Origin of the sequence: Neobacillus thermocopriae (assembly GCF_010975035.1) — a bacterium.
Taxonomy (GTDB): domain Bacteria; phylum Bacillota; class Bacilli; order Bacillales; family Cytobacillaceae; genus Neobacillus; species Neobacillus thermocopriae.
In genome coordinates, this window is the sequence record NZ_JAAIUV010000003.1 from 122,162 (window position 1) to 136,447 (window position 14,286).

The following is a 14,286-nucleotide window of genomic DNA, read 5'->3' on the forward strand; positions in this document are numbered from 1 at the left end:
GAAGACGGAATCATGTGGAGAAAAGGAATCCTTGGAAAGAAAGAGACTGTTAACCGACTTTGTTTGTCACCATTCAATCATTCAAAATGTCTTCCTTAAAATTAGAATAAAGGCGAACAAGTGACCATCTTTGTTCGCCTTTTATGAAAACTGAATCCAAATTCCTGTTTTGTCATCTTGTGATAGGTTGTTGGCCTGTTCATACTCGATTAAATTTTTTGCGTACTGGTATAATCCGTTTTGGTTAATGTGACTTAACATCATTCCCCAATTTCTGTCTTTTGGAAATAAACCATCCGTCATTAATAGAATTCCCCTATATTCTTCCTTTTGAAGAATTCCTTCATGTAAAAACTGGATGGCTGCAGGATCCCCATTTAATACAGCATATCCGTTCTCTTTGTTCGCTAATGATCTGTTATAAATAAGGGAATGTTTTTTATTCTGATAATATTCTTCAGGTGGCAATTTTCGTCCTAGGCGCCTTTCGTTTTCTCGGTGTTGCCTAGCTCTTTCTGAAATTCCAAAAACCATGTCTTTCGATAATGTTTTCCATTCTCCCGTTCTAGTGGTGGCGAAAATCATACAATCTCCAATTTGGGCAAAATGGATCTCATTGTCATCCATTTTCACCATAGCTAAACAAGTGCTCCAAAGCTCTTCTTTTTTGGAGGTGTCAATTCGATGAATTTTCATTTCATTGGCAAGCAGCAAATTAGCCTCAGAAATAGTCGTTTTGATAGAGGTATTTTCCACCTTTATTAAAGCGTTACCAACAATTCTTGAGGCTAAAACGGCTCCATTATGTCCATCTTGATCAACGAAGTTTGAGATGGGTGTTGCACCGTCCAATATAGCAAATAGCCCCATTTCTTTATTTGAGATAAAATAATCTTCACAAATATGTTTTTTCGCACTTTTCATTTGAATAATCTCAATTTCCAGTTTTATCACCTCCATTTCTATTAATGTATGAGGGATCGATACGTTTGATTAGTGTGAAACATGCGGACGCCAAATGGCTTAAAAGAAGGAGTTAAAAATGACAACAACGAAAACATATATTAAAGAATGGCAGCAAGCATTACAGCAAGAAATTCATTATTTAAAGAAGTTCGGTGGTAGCCGCTATATTGTGACTAATGGCAGGCTACTATCGAATGAAGGGGAATTCAATTATTATTTTGATACCGCTGTTCCATTAAGAATACCAGTTGGCTCCTTGATTAAATTGGAATGGGGCACGATGAAAACGAGTGGAAAAGTGCTTTCCGCAGAAGGGAAGGGAGTGATCCTTTCATTAGAAAAGAGCTTCGGTGATCTCATCCCTGATGCTTATTTACTTCATGATCCATGGGAACTGTTTGAACAATTAATCGAACGTTTGGATGAAATTAAAAAAAGTAAACAAAAGCGACTCCGGATCAAGCGGTTGATGAATCCCCCAACGGAAGCGAGGCATCCGAAAGAGAAGATCAAAAGTAATGTTCATGAATTGGTATTACGGTCTAAATACAATCCGGTCACGTTCGTCTGGGGGCCGCCGGGTACGGGGAAAACCTATACTTTGGCAAGAACAGCAGCCAACAAATATTTTCAACAGAAAAAAGTGTTAATCCTTTCGCACAGCAATCAAGCGGTTGATGTATTAATGGAGGAACTGACCGCTTTTATTAAAAAGAAAAACCGATTCCGGGAAGGGGATGTCCTCCGTTATGGTGCCAACATGGGGCAGATGACAGTCCATCATGAAATTTCGACGGATTGGCTTATTGAAAAAAAGGACCCGAAACTGGCCCAAAATCGAAAGAGGTTACTAGAAGAAAGGCAACACTTAAAGCAGGATTTAGCGCAATCTTTTAGTAAACGGGATTCAGATCATCTGTTGGAACTAGAAACACAAATTGCTAGGATGTTGGAGAAAGTTCGGAAAAGAGAAATTCAATTAATTAAAGAGGCGTTTATTGTTGGGACAACTCTGGCAAAGGCGGCAAGTGACAGTGCGGTTTATGAACGGGAATATGATGTCGTCATTGTTGATGAAGCAAGTATGGCCTATGTGCCACAAACCGCTTTTGCTGCTTCTTTAGGGAAGCGGGTCATTATTTGCGGGGATTTTAAACAACTGCCACCGATAGCGGCTAGTAGGGATCCACTTGTAACCAAATGGTTGAAAGAGGATGTATTTCATCAAGCAGGGGTAGTAGAAGGGATGAATGAAGGAATACTTCACCCCCATCTTTTTTTATTAAAAGAACAGCGGAGAATGCATCCTGATATTTCTGCTTTTACGAATCAATATGTCTATCACTCATTGGTAGGGAATCATGAAAGTGTGTTTCATAGCAGAAACCGAATTGTAAGACGGGCCCCTTTCAAAGAGCAGGCATCCATGCTAGTGGATACGAGTTTCACGGGGCGGCATTGTATGAGTGATCGAACAACAAATTCAAGGTTCAATCTATGGCAGTTGTTGTTGTCTTTTCAATTAATTCATGAAGCTTTTATAGGAGGCACGAAATCGATTGGATATGTCACCCCATACCGGGTTCAGGCCAATTTGATGGAGCAGCTTTTAGAGGAGATCTATCAGGAAGAATGCACCCAGGCGGATATCATTGCAGCCACTGTCCATCGTTTCCAGGGAAGTGAACGGGATATGATGATCTTTGATACCGTCGATAGTGCCCCACAAGACCGGGCCGGCATGCTGTTAACCGGCAAGGACAGTGAACGCCTTATTAATGTTGCGATAACGAGAACAAAAGGAAAGTTTCTTCATGTTAGTAACATCCATTTTATAAAAAATCATGTTTTTCAAGGTAAGACATTGAGGCAACTTGTTGAATATCAAATCCAGCACCAACAAACGGTTACCACGAAAGAGATTGGCACTTGGATCCGTAACCAGCACCCGAAACTAAGATGGATGCACGCTTTGAAGTTAGAAGCTGTTTTTCGAGACATAAAAGCGGCTAAATTCTCGGTGATCCTCTCCTTGCCAGAGGGAATGGAGTTATCAAAACCATGGCAGGAGCAGCTACGAAACAGAGGAGAACGAGTGGAATTTAGGCTGATTTCCGATCGAGAACAAGAGGAGGGCTATCCTTTTCCATTTGTCATGATTGACGAGAAAGTGTTATGGCTGGGACTACCGTATGAAGGTGCCAAAGATATACGGCCCCCTTATGTAGCGGCAAGACTATGTTCTGAAAAGATATGTGAGTATTTATTGAAACAAATGTAAGTGTCGGGTGGATTTAAAAAAATAGGTGAGGGGATGTGTGATTCATATGCCAATGACACCAAGCCTAAATTGGCTTACTGATGTTCAGGTGTTTGCCGTTAATCGTGTTCCAGCCCATTCAGATCATGTCTATTATGAGACGATGGAAGAGGCACGTAAGGCTGCTCCTATGAAGTGGCGTTTTGATTTAAACGGAAATTGGAAATTTTCCTACAGCATTAATCCGGAATTAAGACCGGTTAATTTTTTTAAAAAAGAAGTTTCTTGTGCCAGTTGGGAAGATATAACCGTTCCAGGACATATTCAGCTTCAAGGCTACGGACAGCCACAATATGTCAATACGATGTATCCATGGGATGGCCATCATGAGATTCGACCACCAGAAATTCCAACCGATGATAATCCAGTGGGAAGTTATGTGAAATATTTTACTTTGCCAGCCAATATGGAAAAAAAACCGGTATATATCTCGTTTCAAGGCGTGGAAACCGCCTTTTATGTATGGCTGAATGGCGAGTTTGTCGGCTACAGTGAAGATTCGTTTACACCAGCAGAGTTTGAGCTTACTCCGTATTTGACAGAAGGAGAAAATAAACTGGCGGTCGAGGTGTATCATCGAAGTACCGGAAGCTGGCTGGAAGACCAGGATTTTTGGAGATTTTCTGGAATTTTTCGTGATGTGTATCTTTACACTGTTCCTGAGATTCATGTATTTGACCTGCATGTTCGCCCTGAACTTGATTCCACTTTTACCAAAGGATCACTGATGGTGGATTTAAAGCTTCAGGGGGACGTTCCTTCAAAAATAACGGCCGAACTCGTCAATTCGAAAGGGGAACGGGTTCAAACTGGCATAGCAGAAAAAAAAGACGGGAAATGGTCGATTGCCATGACCGTCGATCAGCCGGCACTTTGGAGCGCAGAAAAGCCTCATTTGTATCAATTATTTATTCAAATCTATAACAAGTCTGGCAGTTTAGTAGAGGTAGTGCCACAAAAAATAGGATTTCGAAAATTTGAATTGGTAAACAACATCATGCACCTAAATGGGAAGCGGATTGTATTCAAGGGGGTAAACCGACATGAATTCAACCCACGCCGCGGACGGGCAATTACGAAGGAAGACATGCTGTGGGATATTAAAACGTTAAAACGAAACAACATTAATGCTGTCCGTACTTCCCACTATCCGAATCAGAGCTATTGGTACGAGCTATGTGATGAATATGGAATATATGTCATTGATGAAATGAATCTTGAAACACATGGTTCATGGCAAAAGATGGGGGTTGTCGATCCTTCCTGGAATATTCCCGGCAATAAACTGGATTGGGAGCCGATTGTAATGGATCGAGCCATTTCTATGTTGGAACGGGATAAAAATCACCCTTCCATTTTAATTTGGTCTTGTGGCAATGAATCCTACGCAGGGGAAGTTCTTTTGAATGTTTCGAAGTATTTCAAACAAGCGGATCCCAGCCGCCTCGTTCACTATGAAGGAGTTTTTCATCATCGTGAATATAATGACACGAGTGAGATCGAAAGCCGAATGTATGCAAAACCGGATGAAATTGAAAAGTATTTAAGGGAAGATCCGAAGAAGCCTTATATTAGCTGTGAATATATGCATGCAATGGGAAATTCACTTGGTGGGATGTACAAATATATTGAATTAGAAAAATATCCTATGTACCAAGGTGGGTTTATTTGGGATTTTATTGATCAAGCCATCTATAAAAAAGATCGTTACGGGAATGAATTTCTCGCTTATGGTGGTGATTTTGGTGATCGTCCAACCGATTACGGGTTCTGTACAAATGGAATTGTTTATGCCAATCGGAAGCTATCGCCGAAGATGCAAGAAGTGAAATTTTTATATCAAAATTATAAACTATTCCCTGATCAATCAGGGGTAACGATTAAGAATGAAAGCTTGTTTACGAATACAGCGGACTATGAGTGTGAGTATGTGCTATTTCATGAAGGAGAGGAATTGTATCGAAATACGCTTTTGACGGCAGTGGAAGCGCAAGACGAGGGGCGTTATGAGTTTGCCCTACCTGTGGGGATCACTACAACTCCGGGTGAATATTGTATTCAAACGTCTTTAAAACTGAAGGGAAGCACCCTTTGGGCGGACGCCGGTTATGAGGTTGCTTTCGGACAATTTGTGTTTCAAATCGGGACAAGAGAAATCGCACCACCAATTGGAGAGTTTCATATTGTCCATGGGGATGTCCATATTGGTGTACATGGCCGTGACTTTACGGTGCTCTTTTCAAAGGCCGTCGGTAGTTTAGTTTCGCTGAAATATAATGGCAATGAGATGATTTCACAGCCGCCTGCACCATTATTTTGGAGAGCAACGACTGATAATGACAGAGGCTTTGCCCAAAACTATCATTCTGGCCTATGGTTTGCAGCGAGCCTGGCACGAAAATGTGTCAATGTAGAGGTAGAGGAGAGGGAAAGCTCCGTCAGCATTGGTTTTACTTATCAATTCTCGATTCATCCAGATATTGAAGTTAAGACCATTTACACGGTTTATCCGGATGGAAGTTTAAAGGTGAAATCTTCCTATAAAGGAGTAGAACATTTGCCGCAACTACCGATTTTTGCTTTGTCATTCAAGTTGCCGGCAGACTATGACCAATTAGAGTGGTATGCTTTGGGACCGGAAGAAAATTATTGTGACCGCGCGATGGGAGCGAGACTGGCCACCTTTAAGAATCAGGTTTGTGACAACCGATCGAGTTATGTCATGCCACAGGAATCAGGGAATCGGACAGGGGTCCGCCGTGTCAGCGTGACCAATCGTAACGGACAAGGGATAAGAATTTCTTCTGTTAAAGAACCGCTGGAATGCAATTTTTCCCCTTATACAGCTTTTGAACTGGAAAATGCTCAGCATGTTTATGAACTGCCGAACATCCATTATACGGTTGTTACCGTTTCTGGCAAGCAAATGGGGGTCGGTGGGGACGACAGCTGGGGAGCGCCTGTTCATGACGAATATTTGATCAAAGCGGATCAAGATTTAGTATTTGAATTTATGATCCAAAAAGTGTAATCGGTGATGATTCGTTTGTGGCATTCTTCGACAACACGCTAAAAGTCTTTTGGATTGGGAGGAAAGAGGAGACGGTGATAAAATCATCAGCTTTATAAAATTTTTAGTAAACATTGCAATGGAAAAAGCCAGGAGAATCTCCTGGCTTTTAATATACAACTACTGGCTCGTAAGTTTCTAAATTATCAAATACGGTTTTCATGACTTTTGGAGGGATATTGACGCAACCACCTGAACCTGCATTTAAATAGGCAGTAGGTGACCAGTTTGTTCTCCAGCTGGCGTCGTGGAACCCTTGACCACTGTTTGTAAATGGAACCCAATAATCAACATGAACGGCATACTCTCCACCGCCTACCCGGCTACCATTAAGGATGTCATCTTTTTTCTTGTAGAGAATATACCACACACCTTTGTCCGTATCTTCCCCTGTGCTGTGTGTGCCGGTTACGACATGTGTGGTGAAGACCATTTTGCCATTTTTATATATCCACAAGCGTTGATCTTTAATGGATACTTCGGCATAGGTATCACCGATTCCGTTATTGGTTAATGTTTCGTAGCCATAGCCTTCGCCTTTCCACCCATGACCTTTAATATTAGCTGCTGAGATGTCAGTTTCTCCTTTTGCAAAAGCTTCTGCAATCAAAGCTGTTTCTTTTTTCGCATCGAGTGCCCAACCATATCCTTTCCCTTGTACCGTGATCACGGCACCTGAATGGGTCTTGAATGTAAAAGGTTTATTCAAGGTAGATTGTGCAGCATTAATTTCATCGACCTTTTGGTTAATTAATGTTTCCTCGATGGTAATAGTATTTTCTTTTGAAACGGACGCTTTTTTTATTAATTCATTAGCTTTTAATGTATACACTTTATTTTGCACTTTATAATTCACAGTTCGCCCAAGGAGTTCTTGTAGCATTTTTTCTTGTTTTTTGACGATTTCACTATCAGCAGTGATCGGTTGAAGAAGAAGTGGTTTTAGCTTAATTTCGCTCGTATAACCATGCTTGTCGTACTCTTTTAATAGACCAGCTACATCATACTGCTCTCCACCAACACTTTCTGTAATAACGATTTTTCCATCCTCTAATCGAGCCTGGGCGTCTATGGGAGCCTTTAATCCGCCATTTAATGATATAAGCTTTTCCTCTAATTGTTTTTTCAGTGTCACAGTTCGATATTCATCTTGACTGTTTGGCTTTAAGAAAAGGTTCTTTTCTTTGGAGGATGGAAAAAAGGACCATTGGCTTTTTAATAATTTTTCGACTGCAGGGAGGTCTTTTGTCGTAAATGCCATTTTCGTGTCATTTCCATCTAGGATTTGTTGATCACCAATATAGATTGTATTTTTTAGTTCGGAAGATGTTAATTTATGCAATGCTTCTTCCGCTGTCATACCGCCGACATGTACCCCATTTATCTTTACCTGGGCATTAAAGTGGCTTGTTTGATAATAACTTAGTGCCCCTAGAAGGATCCCTATAACAATGACGCTACTTGCTGTGATAAACTTCCAATTTTTAAACCATTTTGTCGAATGTGTATGTTGTCTAGTTTGTTGCCCCATTGATTCTTGTAAAGCAGCATTTTCCAATTTCATTCCCCCTGTTTTTTGTATTTTAATAAGAATGTTTGTAAAAATATGGATTGTATCAAAGATTTCAATAGTTTTTCGAAAATATTACTTCTGTTATTCTAGCAGAAATCTTTGTAAAAAGTGTGTCGTTTTTTGTGGAATTTAAGATTAATTTTATTGAGTAGCACAAAATGTTGATAGAACACACTAAGACAAGACCTTTCTATGATGATATTTTGATAGTAAAGACGCCTTGAGTAGTGAAAATGTTTCACTTCCTCCGAAAAAATTTTGAAATATTTAAGGTGATTATTTACATATTGGGAAAATTGTGTCGTTTGGTTTTTGCAAATATTGGATGATTATGAAAAAGTATTCTAGAAAAGTGGATGTGAAAATGAGTGTTCTTTCATTGGAAAAGCACGAATATAAATGAGGTAGTAATCTTTGTGTAAATATTCATAAATTTCAAAATAGATATTTACTAAATAATGAATGAATTGTACTATATTAATAACTTGTCAAATTCTTTAATATTCCAAATTTGGTCAATACTTCGTATATTTCAACAAGTTGGGAAAACTCTTACATAGTAAACACATCGTAAGGAGGAGGTTTGGGATGATTCGGTTTAAGTCCGTAAATAAGTATTATGGTGACTTTCATGTACTTAAAGATATTAATCTTGTCATTAATAAAGGAGAAGTAGTTGTTGTCATTGGCCCTTCCGGATCGGGAAAAAGCACCATGCTTCGCTGTATTAATCGTTTGGAAACGATCAGTGACGGAGAACTGACGGTTAACGGTGTGAAAGTCAATGACAAAAACACCAATATAAATGAGTTAAGACGAAATATCGGCATGGTTTTTCAGCATTTTAACTTGTATCCACATAAAACGGTCCTCGAAAACATTACCCTTGCTCCAACCATGGTGCTGAAACAGTCAAAAGAAGAAGCGGAAAAAATAGCCATGTATTATTTGGAAAAAGTAGGGATTCCAGATAAAGCGAATTCCTATCCATCCCAGCTATCCGGTGGACAGCAACAGCGGGTGGCCATTGCTAGGGGACTTGCCATGAAGCCAGAAATCATGTTGTTTGATGAGCCTACTTCAGCACTAGATCCAGAGATGATTGGCGAAGTGCTGGATGTTATGAAAGCTTTGGCAAAAGAAGGAATGACGATGGTTGTCGTGACCCATGAAATGGGATTTGCGAAAGAAGTGGCCGACCGAATTATTTTTATGGACCAAGGGAGAATTCTGGAAGAGGGAAAACCGGCTGATTTTTACGCGAATCCAAAAGAAGAAAGAGCTCGCGTATTTCTTAGCCGTATTTTAAATCATTAAACATTTTAAGGGGGAAAATTTTATGTTGAAGAGTAAAGCAAGCAAACTTGCCGGAATTCTTTTATTATCCGCATCCATGTTACTTGCAGCATGTGGAAAAAGCGATGATAAAACGTCAAGTACTTCAAAAAATGCTTTAGAACAAATAAAAGAAAGAGACAAAATGGTTGTCGGTGTCAAATATGATACCCGTTTATTTGGACTGAAGAACCCGAATACTGGCGAAGTAGAAGGGTTTGATATTGATATTTCTAGAGAATTAGCAAAAGAAATTCTTGGAGACGAGAATAAGGTGGAGTTTAAAGAAGTGACATCCAAAACCCGTATTCCAATGTTAAATAACGGGGATATTGATATGATTGTTGCAACGATGACGATTTCAGAAGAACGGAAAAAAGAAGTAGATTTTTCGGATGTGTACTTTCATGCTGGTCAGTCCCTTCTTGTCAAAAAGGGAAGCCCTATTAAAGGACTGGAAGATTTGAAAAAAGGGACAAAGGTTCTTGCGGTGAAAGGGTCAACCTCTGCTTTAAACATTCGTGAGAAAGCCCCAGAGGCCACCGTTTTAGAATTTGAAAACTATACAGAAGCGTTTACGGCATTAAAATCCGGACAAGGCGATGCCTTAACAACGGATGATGCGATCCTTTATGGAATGGCTGACCAGGATCCAAACTATACATTGGTTGGCGGAACGTTTACAGAAGAGCCATATGGAATAGCTGTTAAAAAAGGAAATAAAGAATTAGTTGATGCAATTAATAAAGCGTTAAAGAACATGAGAGACAGCGGAAAGTATGACGAAATCAAAAATAAATGGATTAAAACCAACGAATAACCGTGATATCAGGATGGGTGCAAGTCTTGCCCATCCTAATACTTCTTAAGAAAAAGGGGGGAGATATCTATTATGATAGATTTTTCGATTTTGATCGATCATTTCGATACTTATTTAGAAGGATTTAAAAATACGATATTAGCTAGTATTATTGGCTTGATCGGAAGCTTTATTATTGGTGTGATCATTGCTGTGATGAGAATTGCCCCGATTAAACCTTTCAATTGGATTGGCACCGCATATGTGGAATTTATTAGAAATATTCCTCTTCTCATTATTGCCTTCTTCTTTTATGTCGGTCTTCCTGCAGTAGGTATTCAGTTAAACGGATTTGTTGCAGGGACGATTGCCCTTGCCATTTATACCGCTTCTTTTATTGCAGAAGCGATTCGAGCTGGAATACTTTCGGTTCCAAAAGGGCAGATGGAGGCGGCAAGATCATCAGGACTCACCTATTTGCAGGCCATGAAGGCCGTTATTTTGCCACAAGCAATAAAAATCGTTATTCCGCCGATTGGCAACCAATTTATTAATCTTGTAAAAAATTCATCGATATTAGGAATTATAGCGGGACTAGATTTAATGTACTTTGGGGACATCGTTTCCTCCCATACATTTGTTACGTTTGATGTGTATATTTTCGTTGGGTTGTTTTATCTTGTATTGACCATCCCACTAAGCTATGGCGTTCGTTATTTGGAAAGACGCCTTGCTAGAAGTTATTAAGGAGGGGGATTTATGGATTTTGCAGGAGCTCTTTCAGCTGATCATCTAAAATTCCTCGCCGATGGTTTTTGGGTGACATTATCTATTGCTTTTATTTCTATACTATTAAGTTTTATTATTGGCATTCTGTTAGGGACATTGCGGTATGCTCAAATTCCAGTCGTTTCGAGGGTTGTGGCAATTTATGTTGAAACGATTCGGAATATGCCATTGTTACTCATCATATTCTTTACTTTTTTCGCGCTCCCGGAAGTGGGGATCAAGCTAACCGTGACTCAAGCCGCAATTACGGCCTTAACGGTGTTTGAATCCGCAATGTTGGCGGAGATTGTTCGTGGTGGATTGAATTCCATTGATAAAGGGCAGATTGAAGCCGCACGTTCATCCGGATTAACTTATATTCAAACTCTATGGCATATTGTCATGCCTCAGGCCCTTCGGAGAATGGTTCCTCCAATTGTAAGCCAATTTATTTCCTTATTAAAAGATACCTCTTTATGTGTCATTATCGCTTTACCGGAATTTATGCACAATGCTCAAATTATCTATGCTCAAAACGTCAACTATATTATTCCAATCTTTATACTTGTTGCCTTCATGTATTTTATTGTGAACTATGCTCTGTCACTCGTGGCTAGAAGATTGGAAAGTAGACAAGCATGAGGATTGAATGGATGGAAAAGCTAATAGTCCATGGATATCGGGGTTCGTATTCATCATTCAGAGGTAAACGAAAAGGGTGTTCCTAAAAGGATAATTTGGGGACACCCTCTTTATATGAAATAAAATTGGCCCGCATTTAATGTAAATACGAGGAAGAAAAAGAATTTCGGATTCTCTTAGAAGAAGAATTATTTGGATATATTTTCCTTGTAACGAAGTAGGAGCTCTTTCCGTTTTATATAGAGAGTAGGAAAATTAGCCGTTCATGTTCCGAAAAGAAATACGAAAGGGGATTATCTATTGAAAAGAATAGCAAAGATTTATTTCATTCCTTGTCTATTGGCTTTACTTGTAGGTTGTTCGAATGATCAAGAAACAGAAGCACCTAATACTTCGCCAAAGCAACCCCCAACGATAAATGAACCAACCAATCCAACTAATCCATCCAACCCACCGTCCAATTCCCAACCAAATAACAACAACCCTAAACATACAACCTTAATACAGGAAATTGTCTCCTTGGCAAAAGTTGGTACAGTCAAAAATTGTAGTTTTCCAGCAAGTACAACGGTGATTGATGAAGTCAAGTTATATTGGGGTGAGCCTGATCAAGAAGATTTTGTTGCAGGGAATAGATATTTCACGTTTTCTAGCCATGGAATTGTTTTTGGTGTGAATAAGGGAGAACAAATTTTTGATGTGCGCTCTTATTCTAAAGAAATTCAACAAATCACGTTTGATGAGGTTGAGAAAGTACTGGGTAAACCAAACAACGTTCGTTCCAATAGTGGGGACAAGATTTGGGTATATAATGTGAATGAGAAATTTCAATTAAAATTTGTTGGTTCAAAATCGACAATCGACCATATTTCCGTCTTTTATCCTGCTGGTGCCAAAAATCAAATGGCAGGTTAATGATAGGCCATCAAAATGTGAAAATAAGTCATGCCTGTCACCGCCGAATGTCTATTCGTTCACAATGACATCTTACGTCGAGCGACAGGCACATTTTCTTTTCATGTTAGCTTATCACCCTAAATATCGATGATAGAGCGATTTCGCTTCCGATACATCCTTCGTTCCATGAATCAATACTCTTCCATCTTTAAAAACAACCATTCGGTATGGATCAACCTGAAAAGACAATAAGAAAGGGTTTCGCTGTACGACTCGTCCTTGTTGGATCAATATCGTTTCTAAAGCTTCCAAATCACGGTCAGCAGTTTGAGGAGGACGGATTTGTACGGTATTCCTCCCACATAGGACAGCCGTTTTGGTTTGATTTTCAAACGATAAGAATGGGTAGGAACGAGTGGCTCCACAAGAAGGACAATCTTCTTTTTTCAAAGAATCGACGTTAACCGCACTAAATTGATTTTTCCAAAGATCAAAGGAAACGAGTTTGCCACGTAATGAATCTAGGTCGCCAACTAAAATTTTCAATGCTTCACTTATTTGATAAGATACAACCATGCTTACAGCTGGGGAAATAATGCCAGCTGTATCACAAGTTAACCCCCCAAGTGGAACGGTTTCTAATAAACAGGCGAGACAAGGTGTTTTTTCAGGGATGAATGTGTAGGATATTCCGTAACTTCCTACACAGGCTCCGTAAATCCAAGGAACACCATATTTTTGTGACACATCGTTGATGATCATTCTTGTTTCAAAATTATCGGTAGCATCGATGATCAAATCGAACTTACTAGCCCAGGCTTCAAGCTCTTGAACGGAAGCATCTGCAACCATAGCCTCAATTTCCACAGAGGAGTTAATGGCATGTAAACGATTTTTCGCCGCAATGGCTTTTGGTAGCCGGTTTTTAGCGTCTTCCTCGGAATACAATTGCTGCCGCTGGAGATTGGACCATTCTACATAATCGCGATCAACAATCGTTAATCTGCCGATTCCGGCACGGACGAGAGCCTCGGCACTTCCTGATCCAAGAGCGCCGGCTCCAATGATAAGCACATGACTGGATGAGATCTTTTTTTGTCCATTTTTTCCGATGGGTGAAAATAATTCTTGGCGAGAGTAACGGCTAATCAACCGGTAATCATTCCTTCTTTTGGACTGCTGGCTGTTGCATAACGTTTTTTCTTCATTCTGCCTGCTTCAAATCCTAAACGACCCGCTTCAATGGCTAATTTCATTGCTTTTGCCATTTTTACAGGATCCTTTGCAGCAGCAACAGCGGTATTTAATAACACACCGTCGGCCCCTAGTTCCATGGCCAGTGCGGCATCGGCAGGGGAGCCGATTCCTGCATCGACAATTACCGGAACCTCAGCCTGCTCAATAATAAAGCTTAAGTTGACTGGGTTGATGATTCCTTGACCTGATCCAATTGGAGAAGCTCCCGGCATGATGGCGTGGCAGCCGAGTTCTTGAAGTTTCCTGGCTAACACGACATCGTCGGACGTATATGGGAGGACAATAAATCCTTCCTTCACTAATTCTTCTGTGGCTTTTAGGGTTTCGACTGGATCTGGAAGTAATGTCTTATCACAGCCGATTACTTCGACTTTAATCATATCGCACAAACCGGATGCTTTAGCGAGTTTGGCGATACGCACGGCTTCTTCAGCTGTTTTTGCTCCCGCTGTATTTGGTAGCAGCGTATATTTTGAGGGTTCAAGCAGTTCTAGAAAATTCGGCTGACTTGGTTCAAAAATATTCATTCGTCTGACGGCAAAGGTTAAGATTTCTGCTTCAGAGATTTCAACGGCATTTTTTTGGATTTCATAGTTTGGATATTTTCCTGTTCCAAGTAATAATCGGGATTGAAAAGAATATGGACCAATTTTTAACAT

Annotated in this window: 11 protein-coding genes; 7 read left to right on the forward strand and 4 right to left on the reverse strand. The window is 39.9% G+C overall.

Features of this window, described 5'->3' with window-relative positions:
• Nucleotides 1-141 precede the first annotated feature (141 nt).
• On the reverse strand, nt 142-924 hold the full coding sequence (locus G4Z05_RS03160) for a protein phosphatase 2C domain-containing protein (RefSeq protein WP_163250432.1): 783 nt from the start codon (nt 922-924) through the stop codon (nt 142-144).
• A 118-nt stretch (nt 925-1,042) separates the two neighbouring features.
• On the opposite strand from G4Z05_RS03160, the gene G4Z05_RS03165 reads away from it, so the two are divergent.
• On the forward strand, nt 1,043-3,247 hold the full coding sequence (locus tag G4Z05_RS03165; protein ID WP_163250433.1) for a DEAD/DEAH box helicase: 2,205 nt from the start codon (nt 1,043-1,045) through the stop codon (nt 3,245-3,247).
• A 46-nt stretch (nt 3,248-3,293) separates the two neighbouring features.
• Nucleotides 3,294-6,317: a beta-galactosidase, LacZ type gene (gene lacZ, locus G4Z05_RS03170; RefSeq protein WP_163250510.1), complete on the forward strand. Its 3,024-nt coding sequence runs from the start codon at nt 3,294-3,296 to the stop codon at nt 6,315-6,317.
• A 148-nt stretch (nt 6,318-6,465) separates the two neighbouring features.
• Here lacZ and G4Z05_RS03175 read toward each other — a convergent pair whose 3' ends face one another.
• Nucleotides 6,466-7,920: a L,D-transpeptidase family protein gene (locus tag G4Z05_RS03175; RefSeq protein ID WP_163250434.1), complete on the reverse strand. Its 1,455-nt coding sequence runs from the start codon at nt 7,918-7,920 to the stop codon at nt 6,466-6,468.
• 597 nt (nt 7,921-8,517) lie between these two features.
• Between G4Z05_RS03175 and G4Z05_RS03180 the strand changes: the two genes are divergently transcribed.
• The 5 genes from G4Z05_RS03180 (at nt 8,518) to G4Z05_RS03200 (ending at nt 12,388) form a co-directional block, all read left to right on the forward strand.
• Nucleotides 8,518-9,246 (forward strand): amino acid ABC transporter ATP-binding protein, encoded by a 729-nt coding sequence (locus G4Z05_RS03180; RefSeq protein ID WP_163183524.1) that lies wholly within the window; start codon nt 8,518-8,520, stop codon nt 9,244-9,246.
• 22 nt (nt 9,247-9,268) lie between these two features.
• The gene (locus tag G4Z05_RS03185) at nt 9,269-10,084 is read left to right on the forward strand and encodes a glutamate ABC transporter substrate-binding protein (protein ID WP_163250435.1); all 816 of its coding nucleotides are present in this window, start codon (nt 9,269-9,271) and stop codon (nt 10,082-10,084) included.
• 72 nt (nt 10,085-10,156) lie between these two features.
• Nucleotides 10,157-10,810, forward strand: coding sequence for an amino acid ABC transporter permease (locus G4Z05_RS03190; RefSeq protein WP_163250436.1), 654 nt, complete (start codon nt 10,157-10,159; stop codon nt 10,808-10,810).
• A 12-nt stretch (nt 10,811-10,822) separates the two neighbouring features.
• The gene (locus tag G4Z05_RS03195; protein WP_163250437.1) at nt 10,823-11,473 is read left to right on the forward strand and encodes an amino acid ABC transporter permease; all 651 of its coding nucleotides are present in this window, start codon (nt 10,823-10,825) and stop codon (nt 11,471-11,473) included.
• 300 nt (nt 11,474-11,773) lie between these two features.
• A complete protein-coding gene (locus G4Z05_RS03200) occupies nt 11,774-12,388 on the forward strand; it encodes a YjgB family protein (protein WP_163250438.1) in 615 nt (204 codons plus the stop codon).
• Nucleotides 12,389-12,502: 114 nt separating this feature from the next.
• Here the strand turns inward: G4Z05_RS03200 and G4Z05_RS03205 are convergent, their stop codons facing one another.
• Nucleotides 12,503-13,522 carry a thiazole biosynthesis adenylyltransferase ThiF gene (locus tag G4Z05_RS03205; protein ID WP_163250439.1) on the reverse strand — a complete coding sequence of 340 codons (1,020 nt, stop codon included), beginning with the start codon at nt 13,520-13,522 and terminating at the stop codon, nt 12,503-12,505.
• On the reverse strand, nt 13,519-14,286 hold the full coding sequence (locus G4Z05_RS03210; RefSeq protein ID WP_163250440.1) for a thiazole synthase: 768 nt from the start codon (nt 14,284-14,286) through the stop codon (nt 13,519-13,521). The genes G4Z05_RS03205 and G4Z05_RS03210 overlap by 4 nt, the downstream gene beginning before the upstream one ends.